Source organism: Streptomyces sp. R33, from assembly GCF_041200175.1.
Taxonomy (GTDB): domain Bacteria; phylum Actinomycetota; class Actinomycetes; order Streptomycetales; family Streptomycetaceae; genus Streptomyces; species Streptomyces katrae_B.
This window is the reverse complement of sequence record NZ_CP165727.1, coordinates 4,243,375-4,258,412: the sequence shown is the minus strand read 5'-3', so window position 1 is coordinate 4,258,412 and position 15,038 is coordinate 4,243,375. Positions and strand designations below refer to the sequence as shown.

Genomic DNA, 15,038 nt, shown 5'->3' with positions numbered 1-15,038 from the left:
CGCCGGGGCCCCGATCGGCCACAGTGTCCCAAAAGTGACCGTGACCCCGGTCACACCGCGCTGGAGGGAGTCCGGCAACCGGTCCTATGATGCGGGCAGGGGACCGGGGCTCCACTCACCCATCGGAAGGAGCGGACCGCTACCCGGAAGCACGTGTCGAGGAGACAGCGATGTCGAACACCCTTGATGCCTCCGGAGCCGGTTCGGACACCCCGAACCTCGACTTCGCCGGCACGACCCCGTACGAGGACTACGTCCAGGCGGACGTCCTCACCCACCTCCAGCACCTGCGCTCGGACGACCCGGGCGAGATGGTCTTCCTGGTGACGACCCAGGTCATGGAGCTGTGGTTCACGGTCATCGTCCACGAATGGGAGACGGCCGCGAAGGCCCTCCGCGAGGACCGCATCCCCGTCGCGATGGATGCGCTGAAACGATCCCTCCGCGAGCTCGAGGCCCTCAACGCCTCCTGGCGCCCGCTCGCCCAGCTCACCCCGGGCCAGTTCAACGCCTACCGCGCCGCCCTCGGCGAGGGCTCCGGCTTCCAGTCGGCGATGTACCGCCGCATGGAATTCCTGCTCGGCGAGAAGTCGGCCTCCATGCTCGTCCCGCACCGCGGCGCCCCGCGCGTCCACGCGGAGCTGGAGAAGGCCCTCCAGGAGCCCAGCCTCTACGACGAGGTGCTGCGCCTGCTGGCCCGCCGCGGCCTGCCGGTCCCGGCCGAGGTCCTGGACCGCGACCTCTCCCAGCGGTACGAGCCCTCGCCCGAGGTCGAGGCCGTCTGGACCTCCCTGTACGCGGACCCCGACGCCCAGCTCGACCTCCACCGCCTCGGCGAGGTCCTCACGGACGTCGCGGAGCTCGTCTGGCGCTGGCGCAACGACCACCTGGTCGCCACCCGCCGCGCGATGGGCGCCAAGACCGGCACGGGCGGCTCGGCCGGCGTGACCTGGCTCGAGAAGCGCGCCACGAAGAACGTCTTCCCCGAGCTCTGGACGGCGCGAAGCCATGTCTGACGCGAACTTCTCGGCGGACCTGGCCGCCCGCGCCGCGGAACTGGACACCGCCGACGAGCTCGGCAAGCTCCGCGACCGCTTCTCGCTCCCCGACGGCGTCGTCTACCTGGACGGCAACTCCCTCGGCGCCCTCCCGACCGGCGTCGCGCAGCGCATCGCCCAGGTCATCACCCACGAGTGGGGTACGGAGCTCATCCAGTCCTGGAGCACCGGCACTTGGTGGACCGCCCCCGAGCGGATCGGCGACAAGCTGTCCCCGCTCATCGGCGCCGCCCCCGGGCAGACGGTCGTCGGCGACTCCACCAGCGTCAACCTGTTCAAGGCCCTGGTCGGCGCCGCCCGCCTGGCCCGCCCGGGCCGCACGCAGCTGCTGGTCGACGCGTCCACCTTCCCCACCGACGGCTACATCGCCGAGTCGGCCGCCCGCATGACCGGCCTCACCGTCGTCCCGGTCGACCCGTCCCACGCGGTCGGGGCGATGGGGGAGGACACCGCCGTCGTCCTCCTCAACCACGTCGACTACCGCACCGGCCGCCTCCACGACCTCCCGGCCCTGACCGCGGCGGCCCGCGCCGCCGGGGCCGTCACCGTCTGGGACCTGTGCCACTCGGCCGGCGCCCTCCCCGTCGACCTCGACGAGCACGCCGTCGACCTCGCGGTCGGCTGTACGTACAAGTACCTCAACGGCGGCCCCGGTTCCCCGGCGTACCTCTACATCGCCGCACGCCACCAGGCCGCGTTCGACTCCCCGCTGCCCGGCTGGAACGGCCACGCGGAACCCTTCGCTATGACCCCGGACTACGCCCCGGCGGCCGGTGCGATACGCGGCCGGGTCGGCACTCCGGACATCCTGTCCATGCTGGCCCTCGAAGCGGCGCTCGACGCCTGGGACGGGGTCCCGATCGAAGCCGTACGGGCCAAGTCCCTTGCCCTGACGGACTTCTTCCTGGAGTGCGTGGCGGCGTACGTCCCGGCCGGCAAGGTCGAATCGGTCACCCCGGCCGAGCACGACCGGCGCGGCAGCCAGGTCTCGCTGCGCACCGAGAACGCCCGTGAGGTCATGGACGACCTGATCTCCCGCGGTGTGATCGGGGACTTCCGTGCACCGGACGTCCTGCGCTTCGGTTTCACCCCGCTCTACGTCGGTTTCGCCGATGCGGAGCGTGCCGCCCGGACACTGGGTCACATTTTCGGGTGATGTAGGGGCGAAACGTCACGGCAACCGGGCGGGCGGGGCTTCGGCTCCGTCCGCCCCCGCACATCCCGTCCCTGACCGCCGCCCACCACGGAAGGTTCTGTTCCGGCCTGATACGGTCCCGCTCTGCCGGAACACCAGTCCCACGCGTTACCGAGAGGTTGAGCCGATGACGGACCCCGCAGTCGAACGGGACGCCGCCGAGGCCGCCTCGGCCTTCGCCCACCCGCCGGTCGCCCCCGACGCGACCGGGTCGTACGGGGACCACCCCGACCAGCTGATCGACTTCTACGCCCCGCGCGGCGACACCACGACGGGTGCGGCCCCGCTGGTCGTGGTCCTGCACGGCGGTGCGTGGCGGGCCCCGTACGACCGGCACCACATCACCCCGCTCGCGGACTTCCTGGCCCGCCGGGGTTTCGCCGTCGCCAACGTCGAGTACCGGCGCGGCAGTTCCCTGCCCCGCCAGAACGCCGGGGGCCACGTGGCCGGCCGCTGGCCGGAGACCTTCGACGACGTCGCCGCCGCGATGGACGCCCTCCCGGACCTGGCAGCGGCCCACCTCCCGCAGGCCGACCCGCGCCGTACGGTCATCACCGGTCACTCCGCGGGCGGCCACCTCGCACTGTGGGCCGCAGCCCGGCACGTCCTGCCGCCCGAGTCCCCGGCCGCCTGGAGGCTGTCTTCCCCGCCGCTGCTGCGCGGCGTGGTGGCGCTGGCCCCCATCGCGGACTTCGTGGCCGCGGAGGAGCTGGGTGTGTGCGGCGGCGCGTCCGCGCAGCTGCTGGGCGGCGCCGACCAGTGGGCGGAGCGCCTGCCGTTCGCGGACCCGGCGGCCCTGCTGCCGACCGGGATCGCGACGGCCGTCGTCCATGGCCGGGAGGACATCGTGGTCCCGTCGTCGGTGGCCGAGTCGTACGTGGCGGCCGCGGCCAAGGCCGGGGAGACCGTGGGCCTGACCCTGCTGGACGGCATCGGTCATTTCCCGCTGATCGACCCGGCCGCGGACGCCTGCGCCGTGGTGGCCGAGGAGATCTCGCAGCTCGCCTGGTAGAGGCCGGCGGCCCGGTACAGCAGCAGGGCGTGCACGAACCGGTCCTCCCGCGTCGGGGGACACCGCCAGGCCGGCGGCCAGGCGCCCTCGAGGGCCGGGACGGGGATGTACGTGGTCCGGCGCGGCCCCGACGCGAGCCGCGTGAAGCCCGGTGGCCAGATCCGGTACGCGGCACTCCCGACCGGGATCAGGAAGTACACGGGCCGCTTCCCGTTGGCCTGCACGACGATCGGGCCGGGGTCACCGCCAGTGAGCGTGACGAGGAGATCGGCCAGGTCGCGTCCCATGTCACCGTCCACACGTACGGCGTCAAACAGCACTCCTGCCTTGCGCATTCCGATACCGGTGGCCGGAGTCCAGCTGGGCGTGCGGGAGTTGGGTGCGTGACGTTCAGTGTTCATGGCCCCAGCATGATGGCTCAGGTCCACCGTTTTTCACGTCTCGGACTTGATAGGTGAGAACTCTGCGAGGGCGCTATGCGCTGGAGACCGTTTGAGTTCACTTCGCTGCGAGCGTGCTCCCCGCCGGGACCCCGGGGCGACGTCCGAATCGCTGTGTACGCTGATCGCGCTTCGCACTGAATCGCGTTCAAAAACGAAAACATGGGGGGCCGGTGCGCAATCGCCGACTCGTAATGTCCGCTGCCCTGATGGCGGCGGGTCTCGGACTCATCCCGGGCATGGCCTCGGCGGCGGTCGGCCCGTCCGCACCCGCCGCGCCCGTCCGGGCGGAGCTCGGGAAGACCGCACTGAAGACGTATCACAGCCCCGCCGACCGTTCCGTCCGCACGGCGCTGCCCACAGCCGGGAACAAGGCTGCCGCCGCGCAGGCGCAGTCCGCTGCCGGCAACCCGCAGCTGGACCTCGACATCAGCGGCTCCACCCACACCGCGCTCGGCCTCGAGGTCAAGTCCACGATCACGAGCGAGGACGTGCCGCTCGACGTGACCATCGACTGGGGCGACGGCAAGACGGACAAGGTGACCACCAAGGGCTCCGGCGAGAGGTGGGACGCGCACACGTACACCGAGGTCGGCGAGTACCAGGTGAAGGTGACGGTGATCGACGCCGCGAACGGGGTCCAGTCCGTCAACGGGTTCACGCACCTCACTCACGGAACCGAGTTCAACCCGTACGCCCCGACCCGGCTGCTGGACACCCGCAACGGCACCGGCACGAAGGCGGGCAAGGTCGCCGGTCGCGGCACGACCCGCGTGAAGGTGACCGGCATCGGCGGCATTCCCGCCGGCGGTTCCGGCTCGGCCTCCGGCGTGGAGGCGGTCGCCCTCAACGTCACGGTCACGAACACGGCGGAGCCGGGCCACATCACGGTGTGGGAGGGCGACGGCGACGACACCGGGGTCCCCACCACGTCGAACCTCAACTACGCGGCCGGCCAGTCCGTCTCGAACCTGGTCATCGTGCCGGTCGGCGCCGACGGCTACGTCGACCTCTTCAACGGCGGATGGGCCCCGGCGGACCTGGTCGTCGACATCACGGGCTACTTCGCCCACACCCCGGCCAGCGGCTACACCACGATGGCCCCGACGCGGTTCGTCGACACCCGCGACGGGCTCGGCACGCCCCAGGGCCGGCTCGCCGGCCGCAAGTCCTTCGGCGCGCAGATCGGCGGCGTGAAGGGGGTTCCCAAGGGGGTCACGGCGGTGGCGCTCAACGTGACGGTGACCAACCCCAAGGACGCCGGTCACCTGTCCCTGTACCCGGGCGGCGGCACGCTCCCGACCGCGTCCAGCCTGAACTTCGCGGCCGGTGAGACGGTGGCCAACTCGGTGATCGTGCCGGTCGGCCCGGACGGGACGGTCAACGTGTTCAACGGCTCGTGGTCCCCCGCCGACGTGGTGGTCGACGTCGTCGGCTACTACAGCAAGGACGGCAAGGCGGCCTACTCGCCGACGGGCAACTACCGGTACCTCGACACCCGTGTGCCCGGCGACTGGTACCCGGGCGGGAAGTTCCCGGCCCGCGGGTACATCGCGAAGGGGTTCGCGGTCATCGACGACCCGGCGGGCGACGAGGCCTACGTCATGAACACGACGGTCACCAACACGACGGACGCGGGGTTCCTCTCGGTGGCCCCGAGCCCGTTCCCGTGGCTGGTGAACGACCAGCCCGGTGCACCCGTACCGCCGCGTCCGGTGTCCTCCAACCTGAACTGGACCGCGGGCAAGACCGTCGCGAACCTGGCACAGGCGAGCGACGGCGAGCACGGTGTGATCCACTTCTGGAACCAGGGCTGGAAGGACGCCGACCTCATCGTCGACGTCTACGGCGTCTACCAGACCAGGTGATCCCCCGGGCGCACGGGCGCCCGGAACAGCGCTGAGGGGCCCGTCCGATCTGCCGATCGGACGGGCCCCTCCCCGTGCGCCGGGTGCCTGCGTACCCCACTCGGCGTCAGGTGAGGTCGGCCGTGGCGGCCAGGCGGGTGGCGAAGGTGGCCAGGCGCTCGCCCTGGTAGCGGGCCGCGGTCAGGGTCTCCTCGCTGACGGCGCCGCTGCTGGCCGGGTGCGAGGTGCCGTACGGGTTGCCGCCGGCGCCGAAGACGACCGGGTGGGTGAAACCGGGCGAGACGATGACCGAGCCCCAGTGGTGGAAGGTGTTGTAGAGGGCGAGCAGCGTGGACTCGTTGCCGCCGTGCGCGTTGTGCGCGCTGGTGAAGCCGGTGGCCGGCTTGTCGGCGAGGGCGCCCTGCTGCCAGAGGCCGCCCGTGGTGTCGAGGAACTGCTTCAGCTGGCCCGCGATGTTGCCGTACCGGGTCGGCGAGCCGATCGCGTACGCGTTGGCCCAGACGAGGTCGTCGAGGGTGGCGACCTCGACGTCCTGGGTGTCCTCGACGTGCCGGCGCCATGCCGGGTTCGAGTCGATGGCCGCGTCGGGGGCGAGTTCGGGCACCCGGCGCAGGCGCACCTCGGCGCCCGCCTTCTCGGCGCCTTCGGCCACGGCCTTGGCGAGCTCGTGGACGTTTCCGGTGGAGGAGTAGTAGACGACCGCGACCTTGGCGCTCATGGTGAGGACCCCATCTGTAAATGGATTGCTATCCGGTTCGGTGTGAGTAAAGCGGATAGTCATCCGCTTGGCAAGAGGTGTCCGGTAGCCTCGGGGTATGAGCCGCATCGAACTCCCGGTCACGGGACAGGCCCCGCCCGAGCGTGCGGACGCCGCCAGGAACAGGCGGAAGATCCTCGACGCGGCGGCGCGGCTGGTCGCCGAGCAGGGGCCGGACGCCGTGACCATGAACGCCGTCGCCCATGCCGCCGGCATGGGGGTCGGTACGGTCTACCGCCGCTTCGGCGACGTGAGCAGCCTGCTGTTCGCGCTTCTCGACGACGACGAGCGGCGCTTCCAGGAGGCCTTCATGAGCGGGCCGGCCCCGCTCGGCCCCGAAGCGCCGCCCGCGGTCCGGCTGCGTGCCTTCCTGCACACCCTGGCCGAACGGCTCGTCGAGCAGCGTGCCGTGATGGCCGTGGCCGAGGCCGCTTCGCCGGGCGCCCGGTACGCCAGCGGTGCGTACCTGACCATGCACACGCACGTCACGATGCTGCTGCGCCAGGCCCGCCCGGAGGCCGACGCACCGGTCCTGGCGCACCTGCTCCTGGCCCCGTTCGTGCCGAGCCTGTTCGAGCACCTCATGGCGCGGGACGTGCAGGTCGGGCAGATCAAGGCGGGCATCGACGCCTTGCTCGGTGCCGGGCGGGAACCCGGTGGATCAAGCCACTGACCGTCTGTACGCTGAGTGGGATTTCGAACCTGTTCAAGGTTCGGCACCAGACCAAGGGGGGAACGGTGCTCCGTCGCCGTCTCATGTTTTCCGCTGCCCTCGTGGCGGCGGGTGTAGGCCTCGTATCCGGAACGGCCCACGCGGCCGACCCGGTCGCGCCCGCCGCCCACGGGGCGGCCGCGGCGCCCGGTGCGAACCCGGGCAAGGGCGGGACGCTGCCCGGGGGCAAGACCTTCTCCAGCCCTGCCGACCGTACGGTCCGCACACCGCTGCCCGGATCGGGGGCCGGGGCGGCCGCTGCGGGGGCGCGGGAGGCCTCGCGTGACGCCTACCTCGCGATCGACCTGGAAGCCACCGCGCCCACCGCGCACTCGATCGACCTGCGGACCCTCGTCACGGGCGAACCCGCCGAACTCGACATCACCATCGCCTGGGGCGACGGGACCACGGACCGGCTCACCGCCTCCAGCTCGGGCTCCGACTGGCGCAACACCGAGCACAAGTACGCCAAGGTCGGCGCGTACGCCGTCACGGTCACCGTGAAGGACACCACGAACGGCGTCCAGGCCGTAAACCGGCTCGACTTCGTCACCTCGGGCAGCGAGTTCACCCCGCACGCGCCCACCCGGCTGCTGGACACCCGCGCGGGCCTCGGCGCCGCGCAGGCCAAGGTCGCGGGGCGGGGCTCGGTGGTCCTGAAGGTCGGGGGCGCCGCGAAGGTCCCCGTCGGGGTCCGCGCAGTGGTCCTCAACGTCACCGCCACCAACGCCACGGGAGCCGGCCACGTCGTGGCCCAGCCCCGCGACTACGGCTTCGACGAGGGGTCGAACCTGAACTACGCCGCGGGGCAGACCGTTGCGAACCAGGTCATCGTGCCGGTCGGCGAGGACGGCTCCGTGCACCTGATCAACGGCGGCTGGGAGCCGGTCGACCTGCTCGCGGACGTCACCGGCTACTTCACGGCGTCGACCGCCAGCGGCTACACCACCCTGGACCCGGTCCGCGCCGTCGACACCCGGGAGGGCCTCGGTACCGCGAAGGGCCAGGTCCCCGGCTACGGCACCTTCGGGGTCGACATCGCCGGGCGCGGTGGCGTACCGAAGGGCGCCACCGCCGTGGCGCTCAACCTGACGGTGACCAACCCCCGGGCAGCCGGACACCTGACCGCGTACCCGGGCGGGCAGGCGGCCCCGTCCACGTCGAGCCTGAACTTCACCGCCGGTCAGACGGTCGCCAACTCGGTGATCGTGCCGATCGGCCCCGACGGGAAGATCACCATCCGCAACGGCAGCTGGGACCGGGCCGACGTGGTGGCCGACGTGGTCGGCTACTACAGCACCGAGAGCAGGTCCGCCCTCGTGTCCATCGCGGGGCCGTACCGGATCATGGACACCCGCAAGGACAGCTGGGGCCGGAAGGCCGGCCCGATCCCGGCCCGTACGTACCTCCCCGTGCGACTCGACGGCGATACGACGAACTCCGACATCGACGGCTGGGTGCTGAACACCACGGTCACCAACACCACCGGGGCGGGCTTCCTTTCGGTCGCCGCCGACCCGAACACGTGGCCCGACTACCTGAAGGGCACCGCGGTCACGCCGCAGCGGCCCGTCTCCTCGTCCCTGAACTGGACTGCGGGCCAGACCGTCCCGAACCTGGTGCAGACCTCCGGGGGCAAGGGGGGCATGGTCGACTTCTGGAACCAGGGCTGGCAGGACATCGACCTGGTCTTCGACCTGCTCGGCTGGTACCAGACGGTCTGACCCGACGACGGGCAGGCAAAGGGGCGGTGCGCCGTACGGTGCACCGCCCTTTCGGTGCACCGCCTCTTCGGTGCAGCTGTGCGGGCGGCACTCAGTCCGAAGCCTCCACCGGGCTTATCTCGAACATTCCGCACACCCTCAGGTTGTAGTGGATCTCCTCGGCCACGCCGCTGTTGGGCGGGTAGACCTTGACGTAGGTCGACTTGGGCCGGCACTTCGGCGCCACGTCCGGGCTGTTGGTGCGCATGATTGCGGTCACGGTGTCGTCGGGGCCGAGGAACACCGTACTGATCGGCTCGCCGGTGCGGATCGCGGAAGTGCCGATCTGGCGGTGCCGGGCATCCGTGACGCTGACGCCCGGGTATCCGCGCAACGCGCAGGTCTTGCCTGTGGTGTTGGTGAACAGGATCGGGTAGTTGACCGACTCACCGGTGGCGTCCGGCTCGCCGACGGCCAGTTCCAGGTCGGCCACACGGCAGGTCGGGGTCGTCGGCAGGGCCGACGCCTGGGTGGCGCCCATCAAGGCGCCGGTGGTGGTCAGGAGGGCTGCGGCAGCAAGGGCCGCCGCCCGGGGCAGGGCGTTGCTCATGGCAAACTCCTGTGCCAGCTAAGGGAATTGCCCGCTACCGGCGCGAAGTGATGCGCATGCCGTCGAGGGAGAAGTGGGCGCACCCTCGCGGAGGTCTGACCGAGCGGTGCGCTCCCGCGGCTGAACGGCGCGGGCCTGATGACACCAGTTTACCGGCCGGGGGCTCCCGCGGCCTTTCGGCGGCGGACACGCCGGAGGGGCGGTGCGCCACCGGCGCACCGCCCCTCCGCGGTGCTGCTACAGGAACGAGTTGATCTCGATCGTCTCGGTACGGCCGGGGCCGACGCCGATCGCGGAGATCGGGGCGCCCGACATCTCCTCGAGGGCCTTCACGTACGCCTGGGCGTTCTTCGGGAGGTCCGCGAACGTCTTGGCCTTGGTGATGTCCTCGGACCAGCCGGGGAGGTTTTCGTAGATCGGCTTCGCGTGGTGGAAGTCCGTCTGGGAGTACGGGAGCTCCTCGACGCGCTTGCCGTCGATCTCGTAGGCGACGCAGACCGGGATCTGCTCCCAACCGGTCAGCACGTCCAGCTTGGTGAGGAAGAAGTCCGTCAGACCGTTCACGCGGGTGGCATAACGGGCGATCGGCGCGTCGAACCAGCCGCAGCGGCGGTCGCGGCCGGTGGTCACGCCGCGCTCGCCGCCGATGCGGCGCAGGTCCTCGCCGTCCTGGTCGAACAGCTCGGTCGGGAACGGGCCGGCGCCGACGCGGGTCGTGTAGGCCTTCAGGATGCCGATGACACGGCTGATCTTCGTCGGGCCCACGCCGGTGCCGGTGCAGGCGCCGCCGGCGGTCGGGTTGGAGGACGTGACGAAGGGGTACGTGCCGTGGTCGACGTCGAGCAGGGTGCCCTGGCCGCCCTCGAACAGCACGACCTTGTCCTCGTCGAGCGCGTTGTTGAGGATCAGCGTGGTGTCGGCGACGTACGGCTTGATCTGCTCCGCGTACTGGAGCATCTCCTCCACGATCGCGGCGGCCTCGATGGCGCGGCGGTTGTAGAGCTTCGCGAGGAGCTGGTTCTTGCCCTCGAGCGCCGCTTCGACCTTCTGGGTGAGGATCGACTCGTCGTACAGGTCCTGGACGCGGATGCCGATGCGGTTGATCTTGTCCGCGTACGTCGGGCCGATGCCGCGGCCGGTCGTGCCGATCTTGCGCTTGCCGAGGAAGCGCTCGCCGACCTTGTCGAGGGTGACGTTGTACGGCGTGATCAGGTGCGCGTTACCGCTGATCAGCAGCTTGGAGGTGTCGATGCCGCGCTCGTTCAGACCGCGCAGCTCGGAGAGCAGGACGGCCGGGTCGACGACGACGCCGTTGCCGATGACAGGGGTGCATCCGGGGGAGAGGATGCCGGAAGGGAGAAGGTGCAGCGCGTACTTCTGGTCGCCTACGACGACCGTGTGGCCGGCGTTGTTGCCACCCTGGTAGCGCACCACATAATCAACGGATCCACCGAGCAGGTCGGTGGCCTTTCCCTTGCCCTCGTCACCCCACTGAGCTCCGAGCAGCACAAGAGCGGGCACAGGCGTACACCTCTTCCGGATGGGGCATGTCCAAGGTCAGGGGGCGTACGACGATGTACACCGCAGGCTGAGCCGTCGGACCGGTACCCCGGAATAGACGAAGGCCCTGGCGCAATAGCGCAAGGGCCTCTTGCACAAAGATGCTACCCGAGGAAGGACCGAGGTGTCGGCTCCAGAGCCCACCATGAGCCATGCGGGCGCGCCGGTAGGCGGCCTGCTCGTGCTCGTCGACCCGGTCGCCCGCCGTCTTGACGGCGAGTCCGTGCGGATCGCGAAGGATGTTCTGTCAGCGGGCGCGGCAGCGAAAATCTGCCTCCCGGACTCGCAGGAGGAGTTTGCGCGGGCACTTGCCCGCCGGGGTCATCGGCAGCCGGTGATCGTGGGCGACGACCGTGCGCTGGTCCGGGCCGTGGGGCTGCTGTACCGGGAGCGGAGGCTGGGCGAGGGCGCCCTGTCGCTGGTCCCGGTCGGCCCCGCGGGCTCGCTGGGGCTGGCCCGGTCCCTGGGCGTACCGCTGTCCGCGGTGGCGGCGGCGCGGTCGGTGCTGGACGGGGCCGTGCGGATGCGGGACCTGCTGGTGGACGACAGCGACGGGGTGGTGCTCGGGGATCTGCGGATTCCACCCGTCCGGGCGGTACCGCGGCCGTCCGTCTGGACTGCGTACCGCTCGCTGGTGCGGACGCTGGTCCCGTCGGGGACGGCGGCGGGGCACCGGCTGCGGGTGGAGGTGGACGGGCGGGTCCTGGTGGACGTGGACCGGGTGGTGGAGGACCTCCGGGTGGTGCCGGTGTCGTCCGACGGTGTGGCCGAGGTGACGGTCCGGCTGGCCGGCGGGCCTTCGCTGCGGGCGAGGGCGGGTTCGGTGACGGTGTCGGGCTCGGACTTCCGCTACCGGGCGGACGCGCTGGTGGCGGGCCCGGTCCGGCGCCGCACCTGGACCCTCCGCCCGGCGGCCTGGTCCCTGACACTGCCGCGCTGACGCGGAACCCGGCCCCGCCCGGAGTCCGGGGCACCGGCCCCCGGCCCCGGGCTACGGCAGGTTCAGGGTGGCCCGGTGGGCGCGCCAGCGGTCCATCATCCCGGCCATCTCGCCCTGCAGGAACTCGAAGAACTCCGCCGTCTCCGCCATCCGCACCCCCGCCGGGCTGTCCGCGCCCAGCCCGGCGACCCCGTCGCGCAGCGTCTTCTCGAAGAGGGTCAGCACCTGGTCCCGCCGGGTGAACGTCTCGTACCAGAGCTCGTTGTGCAGCACGTACCGGTCCCGCCGCGAGCCCGGCTCGCGCTCCCGGCTGACCATGGTCACCTGCGTCAGGTACGCCACGGCCCCCGACACCGCCGCCGGACTGATCTGCAGCGCCTCGCTCAGCTCCGCCGAGGTCATCGATCCGCTGTCGCTCGCGAGCAGCTGCGCGAAGACCCGCGAGGCCATCCGCTGCATTCCCGCCTCGGTCAGCTGCGCGGCGAACCGCTCCACGAAGCGGGAGACCGCCTCGTCGTTCCGTACGTCCTGCGCCTGCGCCTGTACATCCATGTCGTCCGCCACCCTCCTGACTTTATACGTTTCCCTAGCTTCACAAGTTTGTGAAAGTAGCGTACGTTCAGAATCATGACGAAGGCAATCACCGTCGCCGGACTGCACAAGGCGTTCGGCCGCACCCACGCACTGGACGGACTCGACCTCTCCGTCGCCACCGGCGAGGTCCACGGCTTCCTCGGCCCCAACGGCGCCGGCAAGTCCACCGCCATCCGGGTCCTGCTGGGCCTGCTGCGCGCCGACTCCGGAACCGCCGAGCTGCTCGGCGGCGACCCCTGGGCCGACGCCGTGGAACTGCACCGCCGCGTCGCCTACGTCCCCGGCGACGTCACCCTGTGGCGCAACCTCTCCGGCGGCGAGGTCATCGACCTCTACGGGCGCCTGCATCGAGGGAGCCGCGCGGAGCGCGTCAGGCAGGGTGGCGGCGGGCGACGGGCGGGCGGCCTGGACCGGGCCCGGCGCGCCGAGCTCGTCGAGCGGTTCGAGCTGGACCCCACCAAGAAGGGGCGTACGTACTCCAAGGGCAACCGGCAGAAGGTCGCGCTCGTCGCCGCCTTCGCCTCCGAGGCCGAGCTGCTCATCCTCGACGAGCCCACCTCCGGCCTGGACCCGCTGATGGAGGAGGTCTTCCAGGGCTGTGTCGCCGAGGCGCGCGCCGCCGGGCGGACCGTCCTGCTCAGCTCGCACATCCTCAGCGAGGTCGAGGCCCTCTGCGACCGGGTCAGCATCATCCGCAAGGGCCGCACGGTGGAGACGGGCACCCTGGCCGACCTGCGGCACCTGACCCGTACGTCGATCAGCGCCGAGCTCGCCGGCCCGCCGAACGGCATCGCGCACCTGCCGGGCGTGTACGACGTGGAGGTCCAGGGGCTGAAGGTCCGCCTCCAGGCCGACACGGACAAGCTGGACGCCGTACTGCGCTCGCTCGCCGAGTCCGGTGTGCGGTCGCTGACCTCGACGCCGCCCACGCTCGAGGAGCTCTTCCTGCGGCACTACGCGGACGACGTGCACGGCAACGGCGGGAGCGGGAACGTGAAGGCGGGCGTGTCGCGATGAAGGACCAACTGGCCGGCACCGGGACGCTGCTGCGGCTCGCGCTCCGCCGCGACCGCGTGATGATGCCGGTCTGGATCATGGTCGTGGCGATGCTGGTGCTCAGCCTGCCCGCCTCGCTGGAGTCGGTGTACGGGACGGCCGGCGAACGGGCCCGCCTGCTCGGCACGATGAACACCAACGGCTCGCTGCGCGCCCTGTACGGGCCGGTCTTCGGCGACTCGGTCGGCGCCCTGACCGCATGGCGCGGCGGGGTCTTCGCCGGCGTGCTCGCCGGGATCATGAGCCTGGCCGTCGTGGTCCGGCACACCCGCGAGGAGGAGGAGACGGGCCGTCAGGAGCTGCTCTCCGCCGCGATGGTGGGACGCCGGGCGCCGCTGACGGCCGCGCTGCTGGCGGCCCTGACGGCCAATGCGCTGGCCGCGCTCCTGGTGGCGGGGGGACTCGCCGGGCGCGGTGCGGGCGGTGCGCTCGCCCTCGGGCTCGGCATCGGCGCCACCGGGATGCTGTTCGCGGCCCTGGCCGCCATCGCGGCGCAGCTCACCGAGAGCGCGCGGCTCGCGAAGGGGCTCACGGGTGCACTGATCGGCGCGGCGTTCGTGCTGCGCGCCGCCGGCGACGCCGGTACCACCGGCGGTGAGAGCGCGCTGACCTGGCTGTCGCCGCTGGGCTGGCTGGAGCACGTGCGGGCCTTCGCGGCCGAACGCTGGTGGGTGCTCGGCCTGTTCGCGGCGGCCGTGGCGGTGCAGGTGGCGGCGGCGTATGCGCTGGCCGGCCGCCGTGACCTCGGCATGAGCTTCCTGCCGGCCCGGCCGGGCCCGGCGGAGGGCGGGCTCGGCAGCGCGGGTGCGCTGGCCTGGCGGCTCCAGCGGGGCGGCCTGATCGGCTGGAGCCTCGGGTTCCTGGCGGCCGGGGTGGTGTTCGGCGGGATGACGGACGGGGCCACGCAGCTGGTCGGCGACAACGAACGGACCCGCGAGATCATCGAGCGGATGGGCGGGCAGAGCGGTATCGCCGATGCCTTCCTCGCGACGATGGCCGGGATGCTCGGCATGGTCGCCGCCCTGTACATCGTCTCGGCGGTGCTGCGGCTGAGCGCGGAGGAGTCGGGGCAGCGCGCCGAACCGCTGCTCGCGAACGCGGTCGGCCGGCTGCGGTGGGCCGGCGGCCACCTGGCCGTGGCGTTCGGCGGCTCGGCGCTGATCCTGCTGCTGGCGGGGCTGGGGCTCGGCGTCGGGCACGGCCAGGACGTGGGCGCGGCGGTGGGCGCCTGCCTGGCCCAACTCCCGGCGGTGTGGGTGATCGGCGCCCTCGCGGCCCTCCTGCACGGCGCCGCCCCGAAGTACGCGGTGGCCGCCTGGGCGGTGGCCGGGGCCGCACTGACGCTGGGCTGGATCGGCCCGGCGCTGAACCTCCCGCAGGCCGTCCTGAACCTCTCGCCCTTCGCCCACCTGCCCAAGCTGCCGGGCGCGGAATCCCTGGCCTGGGCCCCGATGCTGCTGCTGACCGCGCTGGCGGCGGCCCTGCTGGCGGCCGGCCTGACGGCACTGCGCCGCCGCGACCTGGCCGCGTAGG

General features: G+C 71.8%; 14 protein-coding genes. 9 read left to right on the top strand and 5 right to left on the bottom strand.

Going from position 1 to position 15,038, the window contains the following annotated elements:
• Positions 1 to 170: 170 nt before the first annotated feature.
• The 3 genes from AB5J51_RS19425 (at position 171) to AB5J51_RS19415 (ending at position 3,265) form a co-directional block, all read left to right on the top strand.
• Positions 171 to 1,016, top strand: coding sequence for a tryptophan 2,3-dioxygenase family protein (locus AB5J51_RS19425; RefSeq protein WP_030299170.1), 846 nt, complete (start codon positions 171 to 173; stop codon positions 1,014 to 1,016).
• On the top strand, positions 1,009 to 2,214 hold the full coding sequence (kynU, locus tag AB5J51_RS19420) for a kynureninase (protein WP_053789594.1): 1,206 nt from the start codon (positions 1,009 to 1,011) through the stop codon (positions 2,212 to 2,214). The genes AB5J51_RS19425 and kynU overlap by 8 nt, the downstream gene beginning before the upstream one ends.
• 166 nt (positions 2,215 to 2,380) lie before the next feature.
• Positions 2,381 to 3,265 (top strand): S9 family peptidase, encoded by an 885-nt coding sequence (locus AB5J51_RS19415; protein WP_053789593.1) that lies wholly within the window; start codon positions 2,381 to 2,383, stop codon positions 3,263 to 3,265.
• Here AB5J51_RS19415 and AB5J51_RS19410 read toward each other — a convergent pair.
• Positions 3,190 to 3,666 carry a hypothetical protein gene (locus AB5J51_RS19410; protein ID WP_369778162.1) on the bottom strand — a complete coding sequence of 159 codons (477 nt, stop codon included), beginning with the start codon at positions 3,664 to 3,666 and terminating at the stop codon, positions 3,190 to 3,192. The genes AB5J51_RS19415 and AB5J51_RS19410 overlap by 76 nt on opposite strands.
• A gap of 248 nt (positions 3,667 to 3,914) precedes the next feature.
• Between AB5J51_RS19410 and AB5J51_RS19405 the strand changes: the two genes are divergently transcribed.
• Complete coding sequence (locus tag AB5J51_RS19405) at positions 3,915 to 5,573, top strand: PKD domain-containing protein (protein ID WP_369778161.1); 1,659 nt, start codon at positions 3,915 to 3,917, stop codon at positions 5,571 to 5,573.
• A gap of 106 nt (positions 5,574 to 5,679) precedes the next feature.
• On the opposite strand, the gene wrbA is transcribed toward AB5J51_RS19405, so the two are convergent.
• Positions 5,680 to 6,291, bottom strand: coding sequence for an NAD(P)H:quinone oxidoreductase (gene wrbA / locus AB5J51_RS19400; RefSeq protein WP_369778160.1), 612 nt, complete (start codon positions 6,289 to 6,291; stop codon positions 5,680 to 5,682).
• A 97-nt stretch (positions 6,292 to 6,388) separates the two neighbouring features.
• On the opposite strand from wrbA, the gene AB5J51_RS19395 reads away from it, so the two are divergent.
• Positions 6,389 to 7,003, top strand: a complete 615-nt coding sequence (locus tag AB5J51_RS19395; RefSeq protein WP_369778159.1) for a TetR/AcrR family transcriptional regulator — start codon at positions 6,389 to 6,391, stop codon at positions 7,001 to 7,003.
• A gap of 101 nt (positions 7,004 to 7,104) precedes the next feature.
• The gene (locus AB5J51_RS19390; protein WP_369778158.1) at positions 7,105 to 8,766 is read left to right on the top strand and encodes a hypothetical protein; all 1,662 of its coding nucleotides are present in this window, start codon (positions 7,105 to 7,107) and stop codon (positions 8,764 to 8,766) included.
• A 91-nt stretch (positions 8,767 to 8,857) separates the two neighbouring features.
• Here AB5J51_RS19390 and AB5J51_RS19385 read toward each other — a convergent pair whose 3' ends face one another.
• Together AB5J51_RS19385 and AB5J51_RS19380 are read right to left on the bottom strand one after the other, a co-directional pair.
• Positions 8,858 to 9,355, bottom strand: coding sequence for a DUF4232 domain-containing protein (locus AB5J51_RS19385; RefSeq protein ID WP_369778157.1), 498 nt, complete (start codon positions 9,353 to 9,355; stop codon positions 8,858 to 8,860).
• A 237-nt stretch (positions 9,356 to 9,592) separates the two neighbouring features.
• The gene (locus AB5J51_RS19380) at positions 9,593 to 10,876 is read right to left on the bottom strand and encodes an adenylosuccinate synthase (protein ID WP_030299184.1); all 1,284 of its coding nucleotides are present in this window, start codon (positions 10,874 to 10,876) and stop codon (positions 9,593 to 9,595) included.
• 184 nt (positions 10,877 to 11,060) lie between these two features.
• On the opposite strand from AB5J51_RS19380, the gene AB5J51_RS19375 reads away from it, so the two are divergent.
• Entirely contained in the window at positions 11,061 to 11,855 is a 795-nt protein-coding gene (locus AB5J51_RS19375) for a hypothetical protein (protein ID WP_053789587.1), read from the top strand.
• Between the two features lie 51 nt (positions 11,856 to 11,906).
• Here AB5J51_RS19375 and AB5J51_RS19370 read toward each other — a convergent pair whose 3' ends face one another.
• Entirely contained in the window at positions 11,907 to 12,407 is a 501-nt protein-coding gene (locus AB5J51_RS19370; protein ID WP_053789586.1) for a GbsR/MarR family transcriptional regulator, read from the bottom strand.
• A 75-nt stretch (positions 12,408 to 12,482) separates the two neighbouring features.
• Between AB5J51_RS19370 and AB5J51_RS19365 the strand changes: the two genes are divergently transcribed.
• Positions 12,483 to 13,466, top strand: coding sequence for an ABC transporter ATP-binding protein (locus AB5J51_RS19365; RefSeq protein WP_133897365.1), 984 nt, complete (start codon positions 12,483 to 12,485; stop codon positions 13,464 to 13,466).
• Positions 13,463 to 15,037, top strand: coding sequence for an ABC transporter permease (locus AB5J51_RS19360; RefSeq protein ID WP_369778156.1), 1,575 nt, complete (start codon positions 13,463 to 13,465; stop codon positions 15,035 to 15,037). The genes AB5J51_RS19365 and AB5J51_RS19360 overlap by 4 nt, the downstream gene beginning before the upstream one ends.
• The last annotated feature ends 1 nt before the right edge of the window (position 15,038 follow it).